Here is a 22,685-nt window from a genome sequence, read left to right as displayed (position 1 = left end):
AAGGGGCCGCCGTGGCGCGCGAGGCCGGAGCAGACTTCATCGAGGCGTTGGCCCGTGGCCTCGACGTGCTGCGCTGCTTTCCGCCGGGCCGCCCCACCATGACGCTCAGTGAGATTGCGGCGGCGACCGGGCTGGCCCGTCCGACGGTACGGCGGATCCTGCTCACCCTCGACGAGCTGGGGTACGTGCGCAGCAGCCCGGACCGGGGGTTCTCCCTCACCCCGCGGGTGCTCGAACTCGGCATGACCTACGTCAACGCGTTGAGCATCTGGGACGTGGCCCGCCCACACATGCAGCGCCTGGTCGGGCAGACCGGCGAGTCGACGTCGATGGCGCAGCTCGACGGCAGCGACATCGTCTACGTCACCCGGGTCGCCGTACCGAAGATCGTCACCCTCGCGGTGACCATCGGCACCCGGTTCCCGGCGGTCGCCACCTCGATGGGAAAGGTGCTGCTCGCCGCGCTCGAACCGGACGAGCTGACCGCCACGCTGGCCCACCCAGGCCGGTCCGGGATCACCCCGCGCTGGCGGCCCGACCGCGCCGAGCTCGACCGGGTGCTGCGCGAGGTCCGGGCCCGCGGCTGGGCCGCCGCCGACCAGGATCTGGCCGCCGGCATTCGGTCGGTGGCGACCGGGGTACGCGACGGCGACGGCCGGGTCGTCGCGGCGGTGAACGTGACCGTGCACGCCGCCGAGACGTCGATGGAGAAGCTGACCGGCGAGCACCTGCCGCGCCTGCTGAGCACCGCCGCCGAGATCAGCCACGACTGGGCGCGACTCGGCGCGGTGCCGATGACCACCGTCCGGCAGCAGTCGGATCCGGAGCCGGCCAGCAGATGACCAGCAGGCACCCCACTTCATCATCCTTGGGTGATTTTTCCGATTTAAAGAGTTAATTCGGCAAACATCGCTCTTGCCACAAAAAGCACTGATAGAACTGTCCGTACCTGTCAGGGTTCGGAGAGTAGGTGCGCAGCGGATGACCAGTTCCGAGCTGGCCACGACGGGCGTGCCGGGGCGCGCGGCCAATCCGGCCGGCGCCGCTACCACCGCTCCGGTCCGGGAGAAGCCGCCGGGGGCGGCCGAGGGCGCGGCTCGGGGGCCGGCCCGGCCGGTCATCACCGGCGGCCGGGGGCACGGCACGTTCCGGCGGGACATCGAAGGGTTGCGTGCGGTCGCCGTACTGCTCGTCGTGCTCTACCACGCGGGCGTCCCGCTGTTCGGCGGCGGCTACGTCGGCGTCGACGTCTTCTACGTCATCTCCGGCTTCGTGGTCACCTCGGTGCTGCTGCGCGAGTACGCCACCGACGGCACCATCTCCATCCTCGGCTTCTACGCCCGGCGCGCCCGACGGCTGCTGCCCGCCGCCGTCCTGGTGCTGATCACCACCTTGGTCGCCGCCTGGTGGTGGCTGCCGCTGCAACTGCAGTGGATCGCCACCCAGGCGATCGCGAGCGCCGCGTACTGCGTGAACTTCCTGCTGGCCCGCAACAGTGTCGACTACCTGGACACGATGCGCCGGGAGTCGCCGCTGGAGCACTACTGGTCGCTGGCGGTGGAGGAGCAGTTCTACCTGTGCTGGCCGCTGCTGCTGCTCGCGTTGCTCGGCCTGCCCCGACTGCTGCGCTGGCGGCCGGCCCGGTCCTGGTGGCGTCCGGGCGATCTGCGGCTGGTGTCCGCTGTCGTGGCCGGCGTCGCCGTGCTCTCCTTCGCGCTCTGCGTCTGGCTGACCGCGACGTCGCCCGGGTACGCGTACTTCGGCTCCCCGGCGCGGGCCTGGCAGTTGCTGGCCGGCGTGCTGATCGCCCTCGGGGCCGGCGCCGCGTCGCGGCTCCCGGCCCGGCTCGCCGCCGCCATGGCCTGGACCGGGTTGGCCGCCGTGCTGGCGGCAGCCCTGCTGTTCGACAGCACCACCCCGTTCCCCGGCTACCCGGCGCTGCTGCCGGTGGCCGGTGCGGCGCTGGTGATCGCCGCCGGCTGCGCGCCGCACAGCGGTGGGGCCGGCGGGCTGCTCGCGCTACGTCCGATGCAGTGGATCGGACGGCTGTCGTACTCGTGGTACCTGTGGCACTGGCCGTTCCTGGTGATCGGCGCCGCCCTGCTCGGCGGGCACGGCACGATCTGGCAGAACCTGGGCCTGGTCGGCGGCGCGTTGGTCGCCGCCGCCGGCACGTACCTGCTCGTCGAGGCCCCGTTGCGGCGGCGCCGGCGCACGGTCCGGCCGTGGCGCACGATCGGCCTGGCCGCCGTGGCGTCGGCCGCCGTCGTCGCGGTGGCGGTGCCGGCGCTGGCGACGAAGCCGACGCTGGTGGGGCCGGGCCGGCCGGTCGACACCGCCGCCATGCTGGCCGCCTCGGCCGACGTCGAGCGTGACCTGGCCCGGTTGGTCGCCGCCAGTGTCGAGACCGGCCCGGTGCCGGCCAACCTGACCCCGCCGCTGCCCGAGGTGACCACCGACATTCCGGCCGTGTTCCACGACGGCTGCGTCGTGCTGCGGATCACCGACACCGGCAGCGACCACCCGTGCGAGTACGGCGACCCGGCCGCGCGGCAGACCGTGGTGCTGTTCGGCGACTCGCACGCGGGCAGCTGGTTCCCGGCGGTGCGCCGGCTGGCCGACGAGCGCGACTGGCGACTGGTCGTCATGGTCAAGGGGTTCTGCAGTGCCGCGTCGGTGCGCTTCCACCTGGACTCGGTCAACCGGCCGTACGACGAGTGCGTCCAGTGGCGGGAGCAGGCCCTGCGGCGGATCGGGGAGCTGCGACCCGCGATGGTGGTCACCTCGTCGACCAACTACACCTTCGGCGACCCGGTCGGCGGGTACACCGACCGGGACCAGGTCTGGACCGACGGCTGGGCCCGGACCGTCGACACGATCAGGTCCACCGGCAGCGAGGTGGTGCTGATCGGTGACGTACCGTGGCTGCCGGCGACCGTGGTCGACTGCCTGGCGCTGCACCTGACCGACGCGCGGACCTGTCACGGTGCGGTGTCCGACGTGGTGCTGGAGCCCCGTCGACGGCAGATGATCGCCGACGCCGCGCGAGATCGGGGCGCACTGGTCGTCGACCCGACCCCGTGGTTCTGCACGTCGACGGTCTGCCCGGCGCTGGTCGGCAACGTGGTCACGCTGCGCGACGGCAACCACATCTCGGCCACCTACTCGCGGTTGCTGTGGCGGGCGTTGGACGAGCAGATCGGGCTGCTGGGCGCCTAGTGGGCACCGTGACTGGTTCTGGCCCGGGTGACGACGCGCATACGCCGGCGACGAGCTGGCTGCTGGCCGCCACTCTGATCCCGGCCGCCAGCGCGGTGCTGGCCTGTGTGGATCCCCGGTTGCGGCACTGGTTCCTGATCCCGGTCACGGTCTGCGGCGTACTGATCGGAGTCGACGCCTTCCAGTGGCTGCTGCGACGGCGCGACGTGTTCGACCCGCAGGCGGTCCTCGGCCTGTTCGGCGTCCACTTCTACTACCTCGTGCCGGTGCTGCACGTGGTGCTGGACTACTGGCCGACGCTGCTGCACCCGTCGGGGTCCGGGTGGCGATCCGCGCTGGGCACGATGGCGCTGCTGAACATGGTCGGGTTGGTCGTCTACCGGGTGGTCCTGTCGCTGCCCGGTCGGGGTCCGCGCCGGTCCGCGCCGCCCCGGCTCGACCCGGCGCGCTTCCAGTCGGTCGCCCTGGTCGCCGTCGCCATCGGCGTCCTGGCGTTCGGCGTCGAGGTGGTGCTGCTCGGCGGGCCGGGCGGCTTCCTCACCGCGATGACCCAGGACCGCGAGGCGTTCGCCGGGCTGGGTTGGCTGCTGCTGATCAGCGAGTCCTTCCCGCTGCTGCTGTTCTGCCTGGTCCTGGTGCGCTGGCGGCAGCTGCTGCGCCGCCGCGCCGACTTGGTGGTGCTGCTGCTGGTCGGTCTGGTCGCGGTCCAGTTCCTGGTGGGCGGCCTGCGGGGCAGCCGGTCGGCGGTGCTGTGGCCGCTGGTGCTCGGCCTGGTCCTGGTGCATCTGCTGATCCGGCCGATCACCCGGAAGGCGTTCGTCGCCTCGGCGGTGGCCGTGGTCATGTTCGTGTACGCGTACGGGCTCTACAAGGGTGCCGGGGTGGAGGTCGTCGACATCGCCAAGGGCACCCGTACCGTCGAGGAGGTCTCCGCGGAGACCGGCCGTGACCTGCCGACGGTGCTGCTGGCCGATCTGGGTCGGGCGGACGTTCAGGCGCTGCTGCTGGACCGGCAACGTGTCGGTGCCGCCGGCTGGAGCTACGGGAGCACCTACGTCGCCGCGCCGCTACTGCTGGTGCCGGGCAGCTTGGGCACCGAGCGGTTCCGGAGCAAGTCGGCGGTCGGTACGGAAGTGCTGTACGGGCCGGGCGTGTACGAGTCCGGGGTGAGCTCCCAACGGGTCTTCGGCGTCACCGGCGAGGCGATCCTCAACTTCGGACCGGCCGGCGGCCTGCTGTCGTTCGTGTTCCTCGGGCTGTTCCTGCGGTTCGCCACCCGGTACTACGCGCAGGCGAGGCGTCGTGACGCCCTCGCGGCGAAGCTGCTCTGCCTGCCACTGTGCGCGATCACGATCATCCTGGTCACTGCGGATCTGGACAACATCCTGGCCTTCTACCTCGGTGAGGCGCTGCCGCTGGCGCTCGTGGTGCTCTGCGCGATCGCGCGCCGGCCACGGACAGCCGTCGGTCATCGTCAATACCGACAATCGGTGCCTAATGTGCTGCTAGTCTCAAATCATCTCAAATAGCCGAAGGGGTGCACCGGTGGACGACATGCATGTCGTGATCATGGCGGGCGGCAAAGGCGTACGGCTGCGGCCGTACACCACGGCGCTGCCCAAGCCACTGGTGCCGATCGGCGAGCACTTCGCGATCCTCGACGTGGTCCTGCACCAGCTGGCCGCCTGCGGATTCCGGACCGTGACCATGGCGATCAACCACCACGGCTCGCTGATCCGGGCGTTCGTCGGCGACGGCTCGCGGCACGGACTGTCGGTCGACTACGCGCAGGAGCGGACTCCGCTGTCCACCGTCGGACCACTGTTCACGATGCGCGACCGGCTGCCGGAGCGGTTCCTGGTGATGAACGGCGACATCCTGACCAACCTCAACTACGCCGACCTGCTGCGCGCCCACACCGACTCGGGCGCCCCGGTGACCGTGGCGACCTTCCGGCGCAAGGTGAAGGTCGACTTCGGTGTCCTCGCCGTCGAGGGGGACAAGGTCGTCGAGTTCAACGAGAAACCCACCCTGGACTACCGGGTCAGCATGGGCGTGTACGGGCTCAGCAGGCAGACGATCGCGGCGTACCCGAGCGGCATCGCGTTCGGTTTCGACCAGCTGATGATCGACCTGATCAACCAGGGCAACCCGCCCGCCGCCTACGACTTCGACGGCTACTGGCTCGACATCGGTCGGCCCGAGGACTACGACGAGGCGAATCGCAGCTTCGAGACGTTGAAACCGATCCTGCTGCCGGCCGCGCTGCGGGAGCCCGCATGAACGCGCGCCCGGACCGGACAGACCTCGATCTCGGACAAGGAGCGACAATGGTGAATCGAATCGGCATCGTGGGCATGGGCTACGTCGGGCTGACCCTGGCGGCCGGCCTGGCCCGCAACGGATTCGAGGTGCACGGCGTCGACAGCGAGCCGCGCGTCCGGGAGGCGCTGTCGGCCGGCCGGGTCCACCTGTACGAGCCGGGCCTGGCCGAGGCGCTGCGGGACACCCTCGGCCGCAACCTGTTCGTCCATCCGACCCTTCCGCCGGATCTCGACGCAGCGGTCATCTGCGTGTCGACCCCGGTCCGCGAGGGCACCTCGACGCCGGTCCGACACGGCACCTCGACCCCGGTCCGCGACGGCACCCGACAGCCGGACCTGACCAACGTCGCGGCCGCCGCGACCGAGATCGCCCGGCGCTGCGGACCGCAGACCCTGGTCGTGGTGCGCAGCACCGTGCCGGTCGGCACCAGCCGGCGGGTCGTCCTGCCGGCGTTGACCGCAGCCTGGGGCCGGGCCCGGCTGGTGATGGCACCGGAACGGACCATCCAGGGGCAGGCGCTGCGCGAGCTCACCGAACTGCCCCAGGTGGTCGGCGGTCTCGACGACGACAGCCGACGCGCCGGGGTGGCCCTGTTCGGCCGGCTCGTCCGGCAGGTGGTCCCGGTCTCCAGCCTGGAAACCGCCGAGCTGGTGAAGCTGGCCAACAACTGCCACACCGACCTGATCTACGCGTACGGCAACGAGATCGCCCTGCTCGCCGGGGCGCACGGGGTGGACCCGTTGGAGGTCGTCCGGGCCGCCAACCACGACTACCCGCGACCCGACCTGGCCCGCCCCGGCTTCGTCGGCGGGAGCTGCCTGTCCAAGGACCCGTACCTGTTCGGTGCCAGCGCACCGGCGCACACCCCACTGCTGGTCGCCGCTGCCCGGCAACGCAACGAGCAGTTGCCGGTGCAGGTGGCGGAGACCGTCATCGGGCGGCTGCGGCAACTGCGCGGCGCGACCGCCGGGGCGACCCTCGCCGTCCTCGGCTGGGCGTACAAGGGCTGGCCGCCCACCGACGACATGCGCGGCGCGGCGGTCGTGGCGATGCTGCCGGCGTTCGACCGGGCCGGGCTACGGGTGCTCGGCCACGACCCGCTGGTGGCCGACGAGGTCATCCGGGCCCACGGCGGCGAGCCGGTCAGCCTCGACAAGGCGTTCAGCGAGGCCGACGCGGTGCTGGTGCTCAACGACCACCCCGACTACCGGGGGCTGCCGGTGGGCACGCTGCTGCCCGGCACCGCGGTCCGGTTCGTCTATGACTCGTGGCGGATCCTCGACGAGGAGTCGGTGCGGGCGGCCGGGGTGCACTACGAGAGCCTGGGCTACCGGTCCACCAGGGAGCCGGTGTGATGCGCGCGCTGGTCCTCGGCGGTGCCGGGTTCATCGGCCTGCACCTGGTGCGCCGGCTGGTCGCCGACGGTCACGCGGTCACCGTGGTCGACGACTTCTCCCGGGGCCGCGACGACGCCGAACTCGCTCAGGTCTGTGCCGACCCGGCGGTCGAGGTGGTCGCCGGTGACCTCACCCGGGCCGCGACCTGGGCGGCGCTGCCCCGCCACTGGGACCAGGTCTACCTGCTGGCCGCCGTGGTCGGGGTGCGCAACGTCGAGGCCGACCCGGCCCGGGTGGTCCGGATCAACGCGCTCGTCGCGCTGCACCTGATGGACTGGATCGACGCCGCCGACCGGGTCTTCTTCAGCTCCACCAGTGAGGTGTACGCCGGCGCGGTCGACGCCGGAGTGGCCGCCGTACCGACCGGTGAGGACGTCCCGGCGATGGTGGCCGACGTGACGGCCCCCCGCTTCGCGTACGCCACCAGCAAGCTGCTGGGCGAGGCGGCCGTGCTGCACGGGTCCCGCGCGGTCGGCGCACAGGCCGTGGTGGGCCGGTTCCACAACGTGTACGGGCCCCGGATGGGCACCGACCACGTGGTCCCGGAGATGTCGTTGCGGGCGCTACGCGGCGAGGACCCGTTCCGGGTGCCGGGCGCCGACCAGTACCGCGCCTTCTGCTACGTCGACGACGCCGTCGAGGCGGTGGTCCGGCTGATGGCCACCCCCGACGCCGCCGGCCGGATCGTGCACATCGGCGACGACACGGAGCAGACCAACATCGCCGATTTGGCGAAGCTGGTGCTGCGTACCGCCGGCAGCCACGCCAGTCTGCGGCCCGAACCGGCGCCGGCCGGCTCGGTGCACCGACGCTGCCCGGACCTGGGCCGGCTGCGCCGGCTCACCGGCTACCAGCCGGCTGTCGCGCTGGAAGAGGGTGTCGGGCGGACCTTCGCCTGGTACCGCGAGCACGGCCGACCGACCGGCGCCGAACATCCGACGCCGCCAGATGCGCCGGACCGAACCGAAGGGCGGGTGCCGTCATGGCGGTGAGTCTGCGTCGCCGGATCCTCGATGTGGTCGACGACCGGGTCGACCCCCGGATCATCGCCGGGCTCGGCGGTATCGCGCTGTCGCTACGGTCCCGCTCGCGTTGCGTCGTGCGGTACGAGGAGGAAACCTGGATTCACCGGTACCGGGGCGGGACGGTGGTCAACACCGAGCTGGGCGGGCTGTCCGCCGAGCGGGAGGACCTGGTGGTCCGGGACACCTTCCTGTACGGCTACCACCCGCGTCCCGGTGACACCGTCGTCGACATCGGGGCCGGTGTCGGCACCGAGGTCCGGTTGTTCTCGCGAGTGGTCGGTCAGCGGGGCCGGGTACTCAGCATCGAGGCGCACCCGCGTACGTTCCGCTGCCTGCGTCGCACCGTCGAGCTCAACCGGCTGTCCAACGTGACGCTGCTGGAGTGCGCGGTGGTCGGCGAGGCCGGTCCGGTCCGCATCGACGAGGACGCGCTCAGCCACATCCGCAACGGGATCAGCCAGGAGGGCACCGGCGGGATCGAGGTCACCGGCCGCCGGCTGGACGAAATCCTGCGGACCTGCGGGGTCGACCGGGTCGACCTGCTCAAGATGAACATCGAGGGTGCCGAGCTGAGCGTGCTGGAGGGGGCCCGCGACGTGCTCGACGTGGTCGACAACCTCGTCGTTTCCTGCCACGACTTCAAGGCCGAGGGCCCGGCCGACGCGTGGATGCGCACCTTCGCGCCGGTCAAGACGCTGCTGCGCGACGCCGGGTACACAATCACCACCCGACCGGCCGACCCCCGGCCGTGGATCCCGTACTACGTGTACGCCTCCCGGGGCAGGCACTGATGCGGCTGTGCTACATCGGCGGGATCGGCCGCAGCGGCAGCACCCTGGTCGAGCGGGTGCTCAACGAACTGCCCGGGGTGTGCGGGCTGGGCGAGGTCGCGCAGGTCTGGGACAACGGGGTACGGGACAACCGGCTCTGCGGGTGCGGTGCGGCGTTCCGAGACTGTCCGTTGTGGAGCAGGATCGGCGAGTACGCCTTCGGCGGCTGGGACAATGTCGACCTGGCCCGGATCGCCCGGTTGCGCGCCGTCGTCGGCCGGACCCGGCACGTCGGGCTGCTCGCCGCCCCGTGGCTCGGCGAGCGGCGTCGGGCCCGGGTGATCGAGTACGTCGACTACCACGCGCGCATCTACGCCGCGGCGGCGGCGGTGACCGGGGCCCGGGTCGTCGTCGACTCGTCCAAGGACACCGCGTTGGCGTACGGCCTGCGCTGGGCCGGTCCGGCCGATCTGCGGATCCTGCACCTGGTGCGGGATCCGAGGGGAGTGGCGTACTCCTGGATGCGCCGGGTGCACGACCCGGAGTCCGGCACCGACGTCGCGGTGCCGCGGTTCCCGGCGGTCCGGTGCGCCCTGACCTGGAGCGGGCACAACGCCGCGTACGACCTGCTGGGCCGGCTGGGCCGGCGGCGGCACGGCGCGGTCGGCGGGCGGCTGGTGCACCGGATGCGGTACGAGGAGTTCCTCGCCGATCCGCCGGGTGCGGCCGCGACGCTGGGCCGGCTCGCCGGCCTGCCGCAGACCGGGTTGGATCTGTCCTACCTGTCCGGCGGGGAGGTGGAGCTGGGCGAGTTGCACAGCGTCTCCGGCAACCGGATGCGGTTCACCACCGGCCGCCTGGCGTTGCGGGTCGACGACGCGTGGCGTACCGGCCTGCCGGTCGCCGCCCGCCGGACCATCACCGGGCTGTGCGCGCCGCTGCTACGCCGGTACGGCTACCACCGCCCCCTGCCGCCTGACCCGTCAGCGCCAGAGCCGTCAGCGCCAGAGACCGAGGCGGTCGGATCCGAGGCACATCACCGACTGAAAGTGTAGATACCGCCCTGAACAAGGGTGTTTCCGACGGGTGCCTGTGGAGGGACGATGCGAGTGGTGGTGACCATCGAGGCGCGGTTCGCCCGTACCCCGGACGGCGCGATCTGGGCCCGGACCGGGCAGGACCACCAGTTCTGGAGCGGCTACCTGGCGGCGTTCGACGAGGTCCGGGTCGTCGCCCGGGTACAAGACGCGGTCGAGCCGGCCGCCGAGGCGAAACGGGTCGACGGACCCGGCGTCGAGGTCTGGCCGGTGCCGTACTACCTCGGGCCGTACCGCTACCTCGCCCACCGGGCGGCGATCGGCCGGGCCGTGCGCGAGTCCGCCGGCCCGCAGGACGCGGTGATCCTGCGGGCGCCGTCGCCGATCGGCACGCTCCTGGCCACCGCCCGGGACCGCCGTCGCCTCCCGTACGCCATGGAGGTGGTCGGTGATCCGTACGACCTGTTCGCCCCCGGCGTGGTGGACCACCCGCTGCGGCCCGTCCTGCGGCGGCTGTACGTCGACCGGCTGCGCCGGCAGTGCCGCCGCGCCATCGGCGCCGCCTACGTAACCGACCGTTTCCTGCAGGACAGGTACCCGACCTCGGCGGGCGCGGTGAGCGTCGCGGTGTCCGATGTCGACCTCACTCCGGCCGCGTACGTCGACACCGCCCGGACCATCGGACGGACCGGGACCGTCGCACCGACCCGGCAGCCGGCCACCCTGATCTCCGTCGGCTCGCTCGAACAGCGGTACAAGGGCATCGACACCCTCATCGCCGCCCTCGCCACCCTGACCGCCGACGGCCGGGCGGTCCGGCTGGTCCACGTCGGCGACGGACGGCACCGCGCCGAGCTGGCCGACCTCGCCCGCCGGTACGGCGTCGCCGACCGGACCGTATTCACCGGCGCGCTGCCCGGCGGCGACGCCGTCCGTCGCCAACTCGACGCCGCCGACCTGTTCGTCATGCCGTCGCGCACCGAAGGGCTGCCCCGCGCGCTGATCGAAGCGATGGCGCGGGCACTGCCCGCGATCGGTTCACCTGTCGGCGGCATCCCCGAGCTGCTGCCACCCGGGTTCCTGGTCCCGCCGGACGACCCGGGCCGGTGGGCCGGTGCCGTCGCGGCGCTACTGGACCGCCCGGAGCTGATGGCCGCCGCGTCCGCCCGCAACCTCACCCGGGCCCGGGACTTCTCGGCCGATGTGCTCACCGCCCGGCGGACCGCCTACTACCAGGCCGTCGCCGCGGCGACCGCCGAGCGCACCGGGGACCGCACCGGAGGACGTACCGGGGGTCGCACCGGTGGGCCCAGCCGAGCCACCCAGAGGAGCTACGCGTGACCCGCCCAACTGCCATTCCCACCGAAGCTCCACCACAGGCGGGATCGCACCGCCCGGCCGGCAGATCCGTGCACGTCGTCCACGTCATCGGCACGCTGGACCGCGGCGGCGCGGAGACGCTCTCGCTCGACATGTGCCGGGCCGTCCCGGCCACCGAGGTGCGCCAGACGTTCATCACCATGGGCGGACGGGCAGGCAGCCTGGCACCGCAGTTCCGGGCCGCCGGGGCGGCGGTCGTCCAGGTCCCGCAGCGCCCAGCCGTCACCTTCCCGCTGCGGCTGCGGCGCTGCCTGCGCCGGCGGCGGCCCGACGTCGTCGTGTCGCACATCAGCCTGTTCAGCGCGGTGGTACTGGCGGTGGCCGCCGTGACGGGCGTGCCGGTGCGCATCGCCCGGATGTGGAGCGAAGGGGACGGCCGCCGCGACACCGTCGCCCGCCGGCTGCTGCGCGCCGTCCTGCGCCGGCTGCTGCACGTGGTCGCCACCGACATCGTCGCGGTCAGCGACGCGGCGATGGCGTACGCCGGCCGTCAAGTCGGCATGCCCGGCTGCCGGATCCTCTACAACAGCGTCGACGCGACCCGGGTCGTCGGCAGCGACCGGGAATCGGCCCGCCGACGGTGGGGCATCCCACCCGAGGCCATGGTCATCGGCTACATCGGCCGGGCCGCGCCGGAGAAGAACCGGCCGTTCCTGGTCGACGTGCACCGTGCGGTCCAGGCCCGGACCGACGCCCCAGGCGGTACGGCGTCGCCAGCGGGCGCGGCAGGGCCGGCGGGTACGGCTCCGCCGGATACCCGGCTGCTCATCGTCGGGCCGTGCGGGGTCGACGACGTGGTGTCGGCCCACCCGGACGTGCCGGACGACCCGACGGTCATCCTCGGCGGGGAAGTGGACGAGATCGCCCCGGTGCTCGCCGCCGCCGACGTGTTCGTCCTGCCCTCCCACTGGGAGGGGCTGCCCGGCGTGGTGCTCGAAGCGCTCGCCGCCGGGCTGCCCGTCGTCGCCACCGACCTGCCCTGCCTGCGTGAGGCGTCCCGGTACGTCGACGGCCTCACCCTCGTCGACCTTTCGGCCGGCGCGCACCGGTGGGCCGAGGCGGTGCTGCGCAGCGCCCGGACCGGCCCGGCCGACCGCGACCGGATCCGGGAGAGCTTCGCGACCTCACCGTTCCAGACCCGGCACGCCGCGGCACAGTGGCGGTCGCTGTGGCGGGCCGAGGCGCGGTGACCCGCGACCGGCGGTCCACCCTGGTCCTGCTGGCCGGCTCCAGCGCCGTCCAGATGAGCAGCAACATGGTGGCGGCGCTGCTGGCCGCCAGCGTGCTCGGCCCGCACGGCCGCGGCCTGATGGTGCTGGGCGTGTCCACCGCCGGCATCGTCCCGCTGCTCGCCGGCCTCGGCACCGGGCCGCAACTGCGTTCGGCGTATCCGGCGGCGGGCGGCGGTGCCCGGCGACGCGACCTGGTCGCCAGCTACACCTGGTGTTCAATGGCGGCCACGGTCAGCGCCGCCGTACTCGCCGTCGCGGTGTCGGCGCTGTCCGCGCCGCTGATCGACCCGGCGCTCGCCGACCCCCGCTACCTGCTCGCCCTGTCGGTGCTGACCTGCGGGTACGTCGCCCACACCCAGCTACCCGACGGCTGGTACGCGGCCGGTCTGTTCCGGTCCGGCAGTCTCTGGGCGATGGCGACCACGCTCGGCGGCGGGCTCGGCCTGCTCATCGCGGTCGCCGTCGCGCCGAGCGTCTGGGCGTTGCTGCTCGGGCAGGGGGCCGGCATGCTGACGGCGACCACCGCGCAGGTCGTCGCGCTGCGGGCCACCGGGCTGCTCTGCTTCCAGGCCCCGGCCCGACGCGAACTGTCCCGACTGCTCGGCCGGGGCTGCCGGGCACTCGGCCTCACCCTCGGGCTGGCCCTGGCGCTGCGGCTGGACCGCTACGTACTCGGCGCGCTCACCGGGGCGGCGGCGGTCGGCGTCTACTCGGTGGCGTCCACCCTCGGCCAGGTGCCGAGGATGGTGCCGAACGCGATCGGCCAGCTCGTCAACCGGGACGCGGCCGTCGCGTCCGGACCGTTGCGCCCGGTCCGCACGGTCGCGGCGACCGCCGGCGTGGTGACCGCCGTCGGCGCGGTGACCGGGCTGCTGGGCTGGCTGCTGGTCATCCCGCTGCTCGGCCCCGGGTTCGCCGCCGCCGGACCGCTGCTGGTGGTGCTGCTGGTCGCCGAGGTCGCGTTCGTGCCGTACGCGGTGGCGAGCCGGGCCCTGCTCGGTGCCGGCCGGATGGGCGCGGTCGGTGCGTTCGGCCTGGCCTGGAGCGCGGCTGCGCTGGTGCTGTTTCTGCTGGCCGTCCAGCTGTGGGGTACGGCGGGCGCGGCGGTCGCCTGCGTCACGCTGTACGCCGGCATCTCGGCGTCGTCCTGGCTGCTGCTGACCCGCCGGGCCGCCCGCCGGCAGGGACCCGACCGGCCCCGCCTCGCGGACTCCGACGACCCGCGCCCCGGAGGAGCCGACGACCCGCACCCCGAGGGAGCCGGTGACGCCCAACCACGACCTGCCCCGCTCAGCAGGGTGTGACCCACCGACCAGTAATGGAGTGATGTCGATGCTTCCCTACGGGCGTCCCTGCCTGGACGAGTCCGACGCCGAGGCGGTCGCCGCCGCCGTACGTACCGAGTGGCTGACCGCCGGCCCGACCGTCCGCCGGTTCGAGAGCGAGCTGGGCGGCTACCTCGGCGGGGTGGGCTGCGTCAGCGTCAGCTCTGGCACCGCCGCGCTGCACACCGCGTACGGCGCCGTCGGCCTGCGCCCCGGCGACGAGGTGGTGACCACGCCGTTGACCTTCGTCGCGACGGCCGCGACCGCCGCGCTGCACGGCGCCCGGGTGGTCTTCGCCGACGTCGAGGACGCCACCGGCAACCTGGACCCGGCCGCCGTACAGGCCGCGGTGACCTCCCGGACCCGGGTGGTCACCGCCGTCGACTACGCCGGCCATCCCGCCGAGTACGGGCAGCTGCGCAAGGTCGCCGCCGACGCGGGGGCGCTGCTGTTCGACGACGCGGCGCACGCGATCGGGTCGACGTACCGTGGGGTGCCGGTCGGCGGGCTCGCCGACCTGACGACCTTTTCGTTCTTCCCGACCAAGAACCTCACCACCGGCGAGGGCGGCGCGGTGACCGGCACCGATCCGGACCTGCTGGACCGGGTACGCCGGTTCGCCAACCATGGCATGGTCCGCGACCCGCAGCAGCTGCGGTACGGCGACGAGGGCGGCTGGCACCAGGAGGTGCACAGCTTCGGCCTCAACTACCGGCTCTCCGACGTCCTCTGCGGGCTCGGGCTCAACCAGCTGACCCGGCTGCCCCGGTTCAAGGCCGACCGGGCCAGGCTGGCGGCCCGCTACCACGAACTGCTCGCCGATCTGCCGGGTCTGCGGCTGCCCGAGCGGCGGCCCTGGGCCGACCCGGTCTGGCATCTTTACCCGGTACGCGTACTCGCTGGTCGCCGACGTGAGGTCTACGACCGGATGCGGGCGGCGGGCATCGGCGTACAGGTCAACTACCTGCCGGTCTACCGGCATCCGGTGTTCGCCGATCTCGGCTACCGGCAGGGGCAGTGCCCGACGGCGGAGGCGTACTACGCCGAGGAGCTGTCCCTGCCGATCCACCCCGACCTGACCGATGCCGACCAGGACCGGGTGGTCGACGCCCTACTGACGATCCTGAAGTGACCGGGACGACGCTGGGCTGACCGGGACGATGCCGGGCTGGACGCGTGGGTGGCGGGGCGTCCCGGCCGGTGGACGGTGCCGGCCGGGACGCCGGTCACTAACCGACGCGGACGAGTTGCCACTGCTGGTTGGCGCCGCCCCAGTCGTCGTACTGGACGATGTTGCCGCCGTCGGCGGTCGAGGCGCCCTGGACTTCGAGGGCCTTGTTGCTGTGTCGGCTGATCAGCCGGACGTAGCCACTTGAGTCGGCGAGGCGCCACTGCTGGTTGGTGCCGTTGTGGTCGGTCCACTGGACGATGGCCGCGCCGTTGGCGGTGGACCACTCGTAGACGTCGAGGACCTTGCCGGAGTGGCGGGACTTCAGCCGGTAGTAGCCGCCGCCGGAGTCGACGAACTGCCACTGCTGGTTGGCGCCGTCGTTGCGGGACCACTGGGTGATCCGCCCCCCGTCCTCGGTGGACAGGCCGTAGACGTCGAGGGCTTTGCCGCTGTTACGGTTGACCAGCACGTACCAGGCGTTCGGGTCGACCGGGCCGGTGCCGGGGTCGCCGCCGCCGGCGGAGTTGAGGGCGTTGAGTACGGCGTCGTAGGCGGGTTTCTTGTTGCCGTTGCCGTCGAACAGCAGGGGGTTGGCGCCGGTGCGCCAGGAGTCGGGGTCGAGGACGCCCCAGACGGTGATGCCGGTGCAGCGGGCGACGGCGAGGCAGGCGCGGGTGACCTGGCCGTACATGTTGGCCTGGTTTCCGCCCTGTTGGATGTCGAGTTCGGTGATCTGGACGTCGACGCCGAGGTCGGCGAAGCGTTGGATGTTCTGCTGGTAGGTGGGGTCGAGGCTGGTGCCGAGGTGGGACTGCAGGCCGACGCAGTCGATGGGGACGCCGCGGGATTTGAAGTCGCGGACCATGTTGTAGATGGCGGTGGACTTGGCGTTGATGCCGTCGGTGTTGTAGTCGTTGTAGCAGAGTTTGGCGTTGGGGTCGGCGGCGCGGGCGGTGCGGAAGGCGACTTCGATCCAGTCGTTGCCGGTGCGTTGGAGGTTGGAGTCGCGGCGGGCGCCGCTGCCGCCGTCGGCGAAGGCTTCGTTGACGACGTCCCAGGAGTGGATCTGGCCGCGCCAGTGGCCGGCGACGCGGTTGATGTGGTTGATCATGGCGTTGCGTAGGGCGGTGCCGGACATGTTCTGGGCCCAGGTGGGTTGTTGGGCGTGCCAGACGAGGGTGTGGCCGCGGACGGTCATGCCGCGGGCGCGGGCGTGGGCGATGAGTTGGTCGCCGGCGGTGAAGTTGAACTGGTTCTGGTTGGGTTCGGTGTGGTACCACTTCATTTCGTTCTCGGCCACGATGGAGTTGAACTCGCGGTTGAGGACGGTGGCGTGGGGTTGGCGGTTCAGCATGAACGAGTTCGTGGCGGCGCCGAAGTAGCGGCCGCTCTCGGCGGCGGCGGCACCCAACGTCGACGCCGCGCTGGCCGGGCTGGCCACCACGACCGCGCCGAGGAGCATCGCGGCGACGGCTGCCAACGACAGCAGCATCCGTCTGGGCAGGCGGGGTCGCCGGACGGCCGGAGGCACGGCACGCCTGCCGGTGGAATTGGGGCTGGGACGAACCGGTGGTGTCACGATGGCTCCCGGGTGCGACGGTGACCTTCTAGGTCGATATGGACATGGTGTTAGCGCTACCGACTGCTCACCGCGTGGTTGACCTGGACGACGGCCACCCGACATTGAGAGCGCTAACATCGATGTGCGTAACATTGCCAGATTGTTTCGCCGCCTTCAAGGGGCAGAGCGCACCGCCACCGGACCGCGTCGGGCCACGCCGCGCCTGGACTGCGCCGGTGCGCTACCGGACCGTACCGGCGAAGTCCTGCTGACCGAGCACCGCGAGCAGCCGGATCTTCTCCTCGGCCTCGCTGCCCGGCCGGGGCGTCAGCACCAGCAACGCCTGCCCCTGGTCCTCGGTGAACAGCGCCTGACAGTCCACCTCGATGTCGCCGACCTCGGGATGCACCAGCGTCTTGTGGTCGGCGAACCGGCGGGCCACCTCGTGCCGCTGCCACAGGTCGCGGAACTCACCAGACCCGGCCAGCAACGCCCGCACCAACTCGCCGGCGCGTGACCGGGGACCCGCCGCACCGTACGCCACCCGCAGCGCAGCGACCAGGCTCCGGCCCTGCCGGTCGTGGTCCGCCGGCGGATACACCGACCGGGCGGCCGGGTCGGTGAACCAGCGGTAGACGTCGCTGCGGGCCAGCCCGGTCCGGGCCGCCGGATCACCGAAGATCGACACCGCCAGGCGGTTCGCCACCAGCACCTCGCTCAGCGACGACAGGATCAACGCCGGAGTGTCCGCCATCCGGTCCAGCACCCGCAGCAGGGCCGGGGCGACATGCCCGTCCTCAGGGGTGCGACGCGGCACGTTGTGCCCGGCCAACCGGTACAGGTGGTCGCGTTCCTCGGCGGTCAGCCGCAGCGTACGGGCGAGCGCGGCGAGCATCTGCTCCGACGGCTGCGGCCCGCGCCGCTGCTCCAGCCGTACGTAGTAGTCGACCGACATCCCGGTCAGCGCCGCCACCTCCTCGCGCCGCAACCCGGGCGTACGCCGACGAGGGCCCGACACCAGGCCGACGTCGGCGGGACGCAGCGCCGCACGACGGCGGCGGAGAAAATCGGCCAGGCCGGTACGGTCCATGTCCCCATCCTGCGACCGAAGGGCCCGGCCCAACCAGGGATCGCCGGTCCCCCGATCACCGGGTCTCTGCCGCCCGGCGCAGCCGACGCCGAAGGTAGTGGGCATGAACCCATCTGGAAACACCATCTTCGTGCCCGGTGGCACATCCGGAATCGGACTCGCCCTGGCCGAGCGGCTGCAGGCCAACGGAAACACCGTGATCATCGGCGGCCGCCGCACCGACCTGCTCGACCAGCTCGCCGCCGAGCACGGCTTCGGCACCGTACCCATCGACGTCACCGACCCGGCGTCCATCGCGCAGGCCGCAGCCTCCGTCGTCGGCCGCTACCCGGAGCTGAACGTCCTGGTCGCGATGGCCGGCATCATGCGGCGCGAGGACTGGACGGACCTGGCCTTCCTCGCCGACGCCGAGCAGATCGTCACCACCAACCTGCTCGGCCCGATCCGGCTGATCGCCGCGTTCACCGGGCACCTGCAGACCCGGCCCGATGCCACGATCATGACGGTCTCCTCCGGGCTGGCGCACGTCCCGCTGCGCGTCACCCCGACGTACAACGCCACCAAGGCGGCGATCCACCTGCTCAGCGAAACGCTGCGCCTGCAGTTGGCGCCGATCGGCGTACAGGTGACGGAGCTGGTCCCGCCCGCCGTGCGGACCGGGCTGCTACCGGGCCAGCAGACGTCGGAGTTCGCGATGCCGCTCGACGAGTACGCCGACGAGGTGATGGGTCTGATCAAGGCCGACCCGCATGCTCACGAGATCCTCGTCGAGCGAGTGAAGTTCCTTCGGTACGCCGAGGTACGCGGCGACTACGACCAGGTCGTGGCCACCCTCAACGCCGCCGACCCGCACGCCCGCTGACCTGCCCGACCAGGCCGATCACCTGCCCGACCGGAAGGAAACCCCATGCCCTACGCCAACCTCAAGGTTCCCGCCGACACGCTGACCCCGGAGTCGAAGAAGAAGCTGCAGGACGCCGTCACCGACGCCTTCGTGACCGTGTACGGCGAACGCGCCCGGCCAACCACGCTGGTGATCCTCGAAGAGGTCACCGACGGTGGTTGGTGCCTGGGCGGCACCATCCTCAACGCCGACCTGCTCGGCCGTAGCTGAGCTGGTCGGAGCAGATCGAGGACGGCTACTGCGGCTGGCGGGGATAGCCAGGCGGTTCGTGGGTAGGCCGCGAGGAAACCGGCGGGTCCCATCCGCGTACGGGCGCGTTGTACGGGCGCATTCGGGAGGTCGACGTGAAACTCGGGAACAAGGTTCTGGACGAGGCCAGGGACAAGGTGCGGGAGCATGCCGGCTCGGCGCGGGACGTCTCTGCGGCACAGGCAAGGAGTTGGCACCACCGCGATCTCACCCATGAAACCGGTGCCCCGGACGTTGCGGGAGATCTGGTCGCCTTTCCGGTGAACGGCACCGATCCCCGGCTTTACTACCCAGGCGGCGACGACCACGTGCATGAGCTTGCCTACTACCAGGGCGGTTGGCACCACCGTGACATCACCGCCGCTGCGGGCGCCCGGGTGGTCAGGAGAGGGCGGTTGGCCGGGTTCGCGATGAACGGAACGGAGCCGCGGGTCTACCACGATGACTACGACGACCATGTGCACGAGCTCGCGTACCACGATGGCCGTTGGCATGATCGTGATCTGACCGCCGAGGCCGGCGCGCCGGCGAGCTCCATCGCCGCCATCGCAGCGTTCCAGGCGACCAGCACTGATCCACGGGTCTACTACATGAACTACGACGGGCATGTAGGCGAGTTCTCCCACTGGCAACAGGGCTGGCACCATCGCGATCTGACCGCAGATGTCGGTGCCCCGGAGGCGGCCCTGTTCGCACTCGTCGCGTTCACCGCGGGCGGTGCCGACTCCCGGGTCTACCACCTGGACCGCGACGGGCACGTGCACGAGCTGTCGTACTGGCAGGGTCGCTGGCACCACCGAGATCTCGTCCGTGACATCGGCGCCCCGGCTGCGGACGGCAATCTGCTGGCTGGCTTCACCGTCGGCGGCCCGGATTCGCGGATCTACTACATGGACACGTCGGAGCACGTGCGCGAACTGTCGTACTGGCAGGGCCGCTGGCACCACCGCGATCTCACCGAAGATGTGGGAGCTGTCCGTCCGGAGTCCGCCGGACTGGCCGGCTTCCCGATGGGCAGCGGTGGCGACGCGCGGGTCTACTCGAAGGGCACATACACCGGACACATCTACGAGTACGCCTACTACGACGGCGGCTGGAACTACCAGGACGTCACCGACAGCGCCGACGCTCCCACCTGGGGCGGCGGCGGCACGATCGAGGCGTTCCTCGTGGCCGGCTCCGATCCGCGCGTCTACTACTACGACAACACCAAGGTCAACGAGCTCGCCAGCTTCGTCGACGCGCCAAGCGAACCGCCGGGCCCACAGACCAGGACCGTACGACTGCAGCGGCAGATCATCTGGGAGGGCTTTGTGCCGTATCTCGGCCAGTTCCCGGCCTTCGGCGTCGTGTCACCGGGGCGACTTGTCGGGATAGAGGTTCCCCGGATCGGGCTGGTGGACCGGACGGTTCTCTTCGTCAAGGCCGGTCGTTCGACAGCGGAGTGCAACAACCCCGCCGCGGTGGTGGCACTGGACGAGGGGCAGTCGGCCACCCCGGAACAGATCCGGGACATCTTCGGCCAGTCTCAACCACGATTCTCGAGCGGGCAGCCGCTCAGCTTCCTCGCGTGCGTCGGGACCGCCGGTGACCTGCCAGACTGGCTGGACATCGAAATAACTGTACGTTTCGACTGATCCGATTCGGGGTGCGTCGAGGGCCGGACCCGGGTACGGGGTCCGGCCCTCGCGCTGAGTTTGTGGTGTTTCGGGTCAGCTGTTCCAGTGCTGGGCGACGAGTTCGGCGGCCTGGGTCTCCCACTGGGCGTAGTGGTCCGGGTACGCCGATACCTGGACGGTCTGGGCGGCCTGGGTCAGTGGCATGTCCTGCCAGCCGTCGACGGCTTTGAGCCCGTTGAGGAACGCGGTGGTGGAGTACTCGACGTCGGTGATCTGCTCGACGGTGCCCCAGCCGGAGGAGGGGCGCTGCTGGAACAGGCCCTGCGAGTCGTGGTCGTTGCGGTCACCGAGGTGGCCCAGGTTCTCCAGCTTGGACTCCTGCAGGGCGGTGGCGATGGCGACCACGGCGGCCCGCTCGTCCATGCCGGCCTTCTTCGTCGCGGCGATGATGCCCTTGACGTTGTCGGTCTGCTCGCTGGACAGGTCGATTCGGGACTGCTCGCCCTGCACGCCGTGCGGGGTCAGCTTGTCGGTGTCGACGCTGTCGCTGCTGGCGGCGGCCACGGGTGCGGCGAGGGCGGTGGGGGCGTGGTCGGCGGCCAGGGCGGGGGCGGCGATCGCGCCGCCGGCCAGGGTCAGCCCGGCGATGCCGAGGGCGGTGGTCCGCAGGCTGGTACGCAGGGTGCGGGTGATGATCGTGGTCATGGGGGGTCCACCTTCCGTTTGCCGAGGGGGCACACCACACCTGTCACGGGCGGGTGTGCGGTAAACGGTCATCCGGGTGGTACGGGGTCAGACGTGCGATGTCGGCTCGCGGCGGTTCCGGCACGCCCCGAAGGGGGGTGGGGCGCGGGTGCGCTGCTGCGCGCCGTGACCATGTACAACCACGCCGACCCGCCGACGATTCCCGACCGGGCCCACCGACCGGGGCGGCCCGGCCGGGCCCGGAGCCTGACTGCCGCCCGGCGGCTGCGGGCCGGAGTGCGTGGCGCGACCATGCACAACGACCCCGCCCACCGGATCATTCCGACCGGGGCGGCGGCGCTCCCGTGCTGCCGGCCAGCGGCGCCGACGCCTCGGCACCCCCGGTGTGGTCGGATGGTCCGTTAAAGTGGTTTCAACCTTGGTGCCAGCCTCGGCGGGCCGGTGCCGGGCCCACCTTGCAAGACGCAGCGGCCTTCGGCGAGCCAACGCGTGACCCCACCCGTCACCAGCAGTGGAGAGGCTCCACCATGCCGGCAGACCGCCGAAGCCGCAGCGCCCGTGATTCCGCCAGATCGTCCGCCCGGCCGGCCACGCGGGCAGCCCCGTCGGGGACGCCGTTGGCCCGTCGCCTGGCTCCGCTGGCGATCGCATTCGCGCTGGGCGCACTACTCGCCGCGCCGATCGGAGCCGTGACCGCAGGCGACTCCACTGACGCAGCTGACTCCGCACCGCTCGACGACCGAGTCGCGCAGTTGCAGGCGCAGGAGGAGGAGCGGAACGCGGCCCAGATCGTGGAGCTGACCGCACTTGCCCGCAGTACGCAGGAGAGTCTGTTGCCGGTGCTCGACGGGCTGGCCGGTGCGGTGCCGGTGGGCCAGCCGCTCGGTCCGGCGGCCACCCAGTCCGACGTCGAAGGGTGGCGGGGCATCACCAGAGACGTGGTCGAGGACTTCGCCAACCCGCCGTCCGGCGGCACCGGCGTCAACATCGCCCGTTCCGGTCTGGCTGCGGCGGTGCGGGCGCTCGACGCCGCAGTCGACACTTACGCGGCGGCGCTGGCCCTTCCACAGGATGACCGCGGAACTCTGCTGGAGCTCGCCGGCCGTCAGCGGGACATCGCGGTCACCACCTGGTCGGTCGCCGCGACACAACTCGACGTGCTCAACGTCGACGCTGGCAACGGGCACACCCACATCTTCCTGCCGGCCGCGCCGGGGCAGGGCGCCCTGACCGCCGACGGCGTACCGGAAGGGAAGTAGTGCTGCTGACCTGCGGCGGAGCAACTGGAGCGGGCGACGAGAATCGAACTCGCGTAATCAGTTTGGAAGACTGAGGCTCTACCATTGAGCTACGCCCGCGTGCGCCCCGGCGAGCAGGGCGCGCCGTCTAGCGTACAAGTTGTCGCGGGTCTGCCGCACGGGGGTCCGCCGGCCAGCGCGGCGGGCCGATGCGACAGCCGGCGGGATACCGGGCGGCGCGGCGGATTGCCGACGGCATAGACTGACCGGTGCCACGGGGTGTGGCGCAGCTTGGTAGCGCACTCGCTTTGGGAGCGAGGGGCCGTGGGTTCAAATCCCGCCACCCCGACTGTCAACCGCCGGCTCGGCACCGGGCGAGAACGATCCGGCCTGCCGGCAGGCCTACACTCGATGGGCTGTGCCATGCCACTCGGCGGG

The 22,685-nt window shown here is 71.8% G+C and carries 19 protein-coding genes and 2 tRNA genes; 17 read left to right on the top strand and 4 right to left on the bottom strand.

Annotated elements, in window-relative coordinates; genetic code table 11:
• Nucleotides 1-11 precede the first annotated feature (11 nt).
• From O7629_RS18975 to O7629_RS18920, 12 genes are all read left to right on the top strand, one after another.
• Nucleotides 12-842, top strand: a complete 831-nt coding sequence (locus tag O7629_RS18975; RefSeq protein ID WP_278170733.1) for an IclR family transcriptional regulator C-terminal domain-containing protein — start codon at nucleotides 12-14, stop codon at nucleotides 840-842.
• A 139-nt stretch (nucleotides 843-981) separates the two neighbouring features.
• Entirely contained in the window at nucleotides 982-3,219 is a 2,238-nt protein-coding gene (locus O7629_RS18970; protein ID WP_278170732.1) for an acyltransferase family protein, read from the top strand.
• A gap of 8 nt (nucleotides 3,220-3,227) precedes the next feature.
• The gene (locus tag O7629_RS18965; protein WP_278170731.1) at nucleotides 3,228-4,748 is read left to right on the top strand and encodes a hypothetical protein; all 1,521 of its coding nucleotides are present in this window, start codon (nucleotides 3,228-3,230) and stop codon (nucleotides 4,746-4,748) included.
• Nucleotides 4,749-4,773: 25 nt separating this feature from the next.
• The gene (locus O7629_RS18960) at nucleotides 4,774-5,502 is read left to right on the top strand and encodes a sugar phosphate nucleotidyltransferase (protein ID WP_278174589.1); all 729 of its coding nucleotides are present in this window, start codon (nucleotides 4,774-4,776) and stop codon (nucleotides 5,500-5,502) included.
• 47 nt (nucleotides 5,503-5,549) lie between these two features.
• Nucleotides 5,550-6,899 carry a nucleotide sugar dehydrogenase gene (locus tag O7629_RS18955; protein ID WP_278170730.1) on the top strand — a complete coding sequence of 450 codons (1,350 nt, stop codon included), beginning with the start codon at nucleotides 5,550-5,552 and terminating at the stop codon, nucleotides 6,897-6,899.
• A complete protein-coding gene (locus O7629_RS18950; RefSeq protein ID WP_278170729.1) occupies nucleotides 6,899-7,933 on the top strand; it encodes an NAD-dependent epimerase/dehydratase family protein in 1,035 nt (344 codons plus the stop codon). The genes O7629_RS18955 and O7629_RS18950 overlap by 1 nt, the downstream gene beginning before the upstream one ends.
• A complete protein-coding gene (locus O7629_RS18945) occupies nucleotides 7,924-8,757 on the top strand; it encodes an FkbM family methyltransferase (RefSeq protein WP_278170728.1) in 834 nt (277 codons plus the stop codon). Before O7629_RS18950 ends, O7629_RS18945 begins: the two co-directional genes overlap by 10 nt.
• Nucleotides 8,757-9,791 (top strand): sulfotransferase, encoded by a 1,035-nt coding sequence (locus O7629_RS18940; RefSeq protein WP_278170727.1) that lies wholly within the window; start codon nucleotides 8,757-8,759, stop codon nucleotides 9,789-9,791. Before O7629_RS18945 ends, O7629_RS18940 begins: the two co-directional genes overlap by 1 nt.
• A 48-nt stretch (nucleotides 9,792-9,839) precedes the next feature.
• A complete protein-coding gene (locus O7629_RS18935; RefSeq protein ID WP_278170726.1) occupies nucleotides 9,840-11,114 on the top strand; it encodes a glycosyltransferase in 1,275 nt (424 codons plus the stop codon).
• The gene (locus O7629_RS18930) at nucleotides 11,111-12,343 is read left to right on the top strand and encodes a glycosyltransferase family 4 protein (protein ID WP_278170725.1); all 1,233 of its coding nucleotides are present in this window, start codon (nucleotides 11,111-11,113) and stop codon (nucleotides 12,341-12,343) included. Before O7629_RS18935 ends, O7629_RS18930 begins: the two co-directional genes overlap by 4 nt.
• The gene (locus O7629_RS18925; protein ID WP_278170724.1) at nucleotides 12,340-13,689 is read left to right on the top strand and encodes an oligosaccharide flippase family protein; all 1,350 of its coding nucleotides are present in this window, start codon (nucleotides 12,340-12,342) and stop codon (nucleotides 13,687-13,689) included. The genes O7629_RS18930 and O7629_RS18925 overlap by 4 nt, the downstream gene beginning before the upstream one ends.
• Before the next feature lie 28 nt (nucleotides 13,690-13,717).
• Nucleotides 13,718-14,842 (top strand): aminotransferase class V-fold PLP-dependent enzyme, encoded by a 1,125-nt coding sequence (locus tag O7629_RS18920; protein ID WP_278170723.1) that lies wholly within the window; start codon nucleotides 13,718-13,720, stop codon nucleotides 14,840-14,842.
• Between the two features lie 97 nt (nucleotides 14,843-14,939).
• Here the strand turns inward: O7629_RS18920 and O7629_RS18915 are convergent, their stop codons facing one another.
• The gene (locus O7629_RS18915; protein WP_278174588.1) at nucleotides 14,940-16,343 is read right to left on the bottom strand and encodes an endo-1,4-beta-xylanase; all 1,404 of its coding nucleotides are present in this window, start codon (nucleotides 16,341-16,343) and stop codon (nucleotides 14,940-14,942) included.
• Nucleotides 16,344-16,683: 340 nt separating this feature from the next.
• Entirely contained in the window at nucleotides 16,684-17,532 is an 849-nt protein-coding gene (locus O7629_RS18910) for a helix-turn-helix transcriptional regulator (RefSeq protein WP_278170722.1), read from the bottom strand.
• A 103-nt stretch (nucleotides 17,533-17,635) separates the two neighbouring features.
• On the opposite strand from O7629_RS18910, the gene O7629_RS18905 reads away from it, so the two are divergent.
• From O7629_RS18905 to O7629_RS18895, 3 genes are all read left to right on the top strand, one after another.
• Nucleotides 17,636-18,394, top strand: coding sequence for an SDR family NAD(P)-dependent oxidoreductase (locus O7629_RS18905; protein ID WP_278170721.1), 759 nt, complete (start codon nucleotides 17,636-17,638; stop codon nucleotides 18,392-18,394).
• A gap of 45 nt (nucleotides 18,395-18,439) precedes the next feature.
• Complete coding sequence (locus O7629_RS18900; protein ID WP_278170720.1) at nucleotides 18,440-18,646, top strand: tautomerase family protein; 207 nt, start codon at nucleotides 18,440-18,442, stop codon at nucleotides 18,644-18,646.
• Nucleotides 18,647-18,780: 134 nt separating this feature from the next.
• Nucleotides 18,781-20,322: a hypothetical protein gene (locus O7629_RS18895; RefSeq protein ID WP_278170719.1), complete on the top strand. Its 1,542-nt coding sequence runs from the start codon at nucleotides 18,781-18,783 to the stop codon at nucleotides 20,320-20,322.
• Nucleotides 20,323-20,397: 75 nt separating this feature from the next.
• On the opposite strand, the gene O7629_RS18890 is transcribed toward O7629_RS18895, so the two are convergent.
• On the bottom strand, nucleotides 20,398-20,985 hold the full coding sequence (locus O7629_RS18890) for a hypothetical protein (RefSeq protein WP_278174380.1): 588 nt from the start codon (nucleotides 20,983-20,985) through the stop codon (nucleotides 20,398-20,400).
• 641 nt (nucleotides 20,986-21,626) lie between these two features.
• Between O7629_RS18890 and O7629_RS18885 the strand changes: the two genes are divergently transcribed.
• On the top strand, nucleotides 21,627-22,268 hold the full coding sequence (locus O7629_RS18885; RefSeq protein ID WP_278170718.1) for a hypothetical protein: 642 nt from the start codon (nucleotides 21,627-21,629) through the stop codon (nucleotides 22,266-22,268).
• Between the two features lie 25 nt (nucleotides 22,269-22,293).
• On the opposite strand, the gene O7629_RS18880 is transcribed toward O7629_RS18885, so the two are convergent.
• Nucleotides 22,294-22,367 (bottom strand) — tRNA-Gly (locus O7629_RS18880).
• Between the two features lie 155 nt (nucleotides 22,368-22,522).
• Here O7629_RS18880 and O7629_RS18875 point away from each other — a divergent pair.
• Nucleotides 22,523-22,596, top strand: a tRNA-Pro gene (locus O7629_RS18875).
• Nucleotides 22,597-22,685 lie beyond the last annotated feature (89 nt).

The sequence above is a fragment of the Solwaraspora sp. WMMD792 genome (assembly GCF_029626105.1).
Lineage (GTDB): Bacteria > Actinomycetota > Actinomycetes > Mycobacteriales > Micromonosporaceae > Micromonospora_E.
The sequence above is the reverse complement of the archived record's forward strand: the minus strand, read 5'-3'. Positions and strand labels throughout refer to the sequence as shown.